Genomic DNA, 2,098 nt, shown 5'->3' on the forward strand with positions numbered 1-2,098 from the left:
GTCCTGGTGACCGGCGCGGGCGGCGGCGTGGGCCGCTTCACGCTGCAACTCGCGGCCCGAGGCGGCGCACATGTCACCGCGGTGACCCGCGATCCGGCGAAGGCGGACGCGCTGCGCGCACTCGGCGCCCACGAGATCGTCACCGGCCCGGCCGCGCTCGAGCACCTCGAACCGGTGCACGGCGTGGTCGAACTGGTCGGCGGCGCCCACATGGTCGCCGCACACGGCACCCTGGCCGATCACGGCGTACTGGTCTCCGCGGGCCACATATCCGGCGACGGCGAGCAGTTCCCCTACGGAGCCCTCTTCGGCAACGGCCACCGCCACAACCGCCAGATCGCCACCTTCTACCTCCTTGACGACGCCGCAGGCCTGGGCGCCGACCTCACCTGGCTGGCCGCCCTCACCGCCCGCGGCGAACTGGACCCGCAAGTCGCCCTGCGCACCGACTGGACGCAGGTGGCTGGGGCCGCCGCCGAACTGGCAGGCCGCCGCGTACCGGGCAAGGCCGTCATCGACGTGCGCTGAGCGCGCCGGACGGCATCACCGCCGGGCCGGGAGGCAAGCGCCGATGGCGGTACTGCTGTCCGAATAGATTGTCAGAGGGGGGTGGCAGAGTGCCGGGTCATGGAGATCGACACCTTCTGGGACATCATCGAGGCCGCGCGCACCGAAACGACCTCAACGGGAGAGCCGTTCGACGGGGTCCTCGTCGAACGGCTCGCGAAGCGACCGCGTCAGGAGATCCTGGAGTACGCGCAACGCTTTGACGAGTTGCACGACGCGTTGTACCGCTGGGACGTGTGGGCGGCTGCCTACCTCATCGGGGGCGGTTGCTCGGACGACGGTTTCATCGACTTCCGCGCGGGTGTGATCGCTTCGGGCCGCCAGTGGTACGAGCGCGTGGCAGCCGACCCCGACAGCCTCGCCGGGCACCCTGAGGTGGCTGACGCGGAGGAGTCCCGGGACGAGGTGCTGTTCTGCGAAGCGGTGAACTATGCGGCCGGCGCGGCCTTCGAGCGGATCACGGGTGATGCGGATGCCTTCGACGAAGCCCGGGACGGCTTTTGCGGGGCTGAACCCGAGAACGCCGCCGCGGTGGACATGGGTGAGGAATTCGACTTCGACGACGACAGCGAGATGAGCCGTCGGCTTCCCCGCCTCGCGGCCCTGTGTCTTGGGGCAGACCACTGAGAACCGCGCGGCTCGGTCCCGGCCCGGTCACCCCTTGCCGAAGTGCACCGCGGGAAAGGCCCCCGCTGCCCGCAGAGTTGCGGCGAAGCCGCCGCCCAGTTCGGTGAGGCGTGCGGTGGCCGCCGGGCCCAGGTGGTCGTAGGGGCCGGCGTCGAGGCGGTCGGTGAGCGCCTCGGCATCGGCGCGCAGGGACGCGCCCGCCGCCGTCAGATCGTCGGCCCCATCCAGCAGACCGCGCTCGCACAACCCCTCCCGGGCGGCGGCCCATTGCCGCGAGGTCCACCCGCGGGTCCGCATGAACAGTGCCGAAGTCGGCGCCGTACCGGTCGCATTGTGCAGGACCAGCGCCTCGATGCCGGACAGGCCGGCGATGGTCAGTGCGGTGAGGTGGCCGTCGCCCCGGTGCTCGCGCAGCAGCGTCGCGGCGTGCCACAGGGCCAGATGCGGTTCGTCGGGTACGGGGAGGTCGGCGTTGGCCGCGTACAACGGCCGAGCCTCCGGTCGGCAGGCCTCGGCGGCGCGCAGTGCCAGCTCGGCCGCCTCGCTCATCTCCCGCGACGTGAGCACCTCCTTTCCCAGCAGGCGTTGCAGCGTTCCGTCCGCGCCGCGCAGCCGGGCCGCGACTACCGCCTGCGGCGTGGTGATGCCCCACGCGGCGGGCAGATACCGCTGCACGTGCTCGCGGTTGAAGTTGTAGAACGTCGCCGTGACCGTGCCCGCGCCGACGGCCCCGAGCGGCGCCGCGCGTCCCGCGAGGTAGGCCATGGCGCCGCGGTCAAGGCCGAGCGCAGCGAGTTCGTCCTCCGGCTCCGGCGCGAAGTACAGGCAGACGTGCAGGGGCGAGATGGCGTGGTGGCAGCGGCGGCCCGTGCTCGCCTCGAGGGAAGTCATGCTGCGGCTCCGG

Annotated in this window: 3 protein-coding genes; 2 read left to right on the forward strand and 1 reads right to left on the reverse strand. The window is 72.1% G+C overall.

What is annotated here, in order from left to right:
- A partial coding sequence (locus ACQKIP_RS45840; protein WP_427745712.1) for a zinc-binding dehydrogenase occupies window positions 1-528 on the forward strand: 528 nt, incomplete at its 5' end.
- A 99-nt stretch (window positions 529-627) separates the two neighbouring features.
- Window positions 628-1,194 carry a DUF4240 domain-containing protein gene (locus tag ACQKIP_RS45845; protein ID WP_365856643.1) on the forward strand — a complete coding sequence of 189 codons (567 nt, stop codon included), beginning with the start codon at window positions 628-630 and terminating at the stop codon, window positions 1,192-1,194.
- A 27-nt stretch (window positions 1,195-1,221) separates the two neighbouring features.
- Here ACQKIP_RS45845 and ACQKIP_RS45850 read toward each other — a convergent pair whose 3' ends face one another.
- Entirely contained in the window at window positions 1,222-2,085 is an 864-nt protein-coding gene (locus tag ACQKIP_RS45850; RefSeq protein ID WP_365856645.1) for an SCO6745 family protein, read from the reverse strand.
- Between the last annotated feature and the right edge of the window lie 13 nt (window positions 2,086-2,098).

This window comes from Streptomyces sp. NPDC059900 (genome assembly GCF_050270335.1).
In the GTDB taxonomy this organism is placed as follows: domain Bacteria; phylum Actinomycetota; class Actinomycetes; order Streptomycetales; family Streptomycetaceae; genus Streptomyces.

Coding starts and splice junctions, on each gene's coding strand:
- ACQKIP_RS45850 (WP_365856645.1), bottom strand. CDS start 2,085: ATGACTTCCCTCGAGGCGAGCACGGGCCGCCGCTGCCACCACGCCATC.
- ACQKIP_RS45845 (WP_365856643.1), top strand. CDS start 628: ATGGAGATCGACACCTTCTGGGACATCATCGAGGCCGCGCGCACCGAA.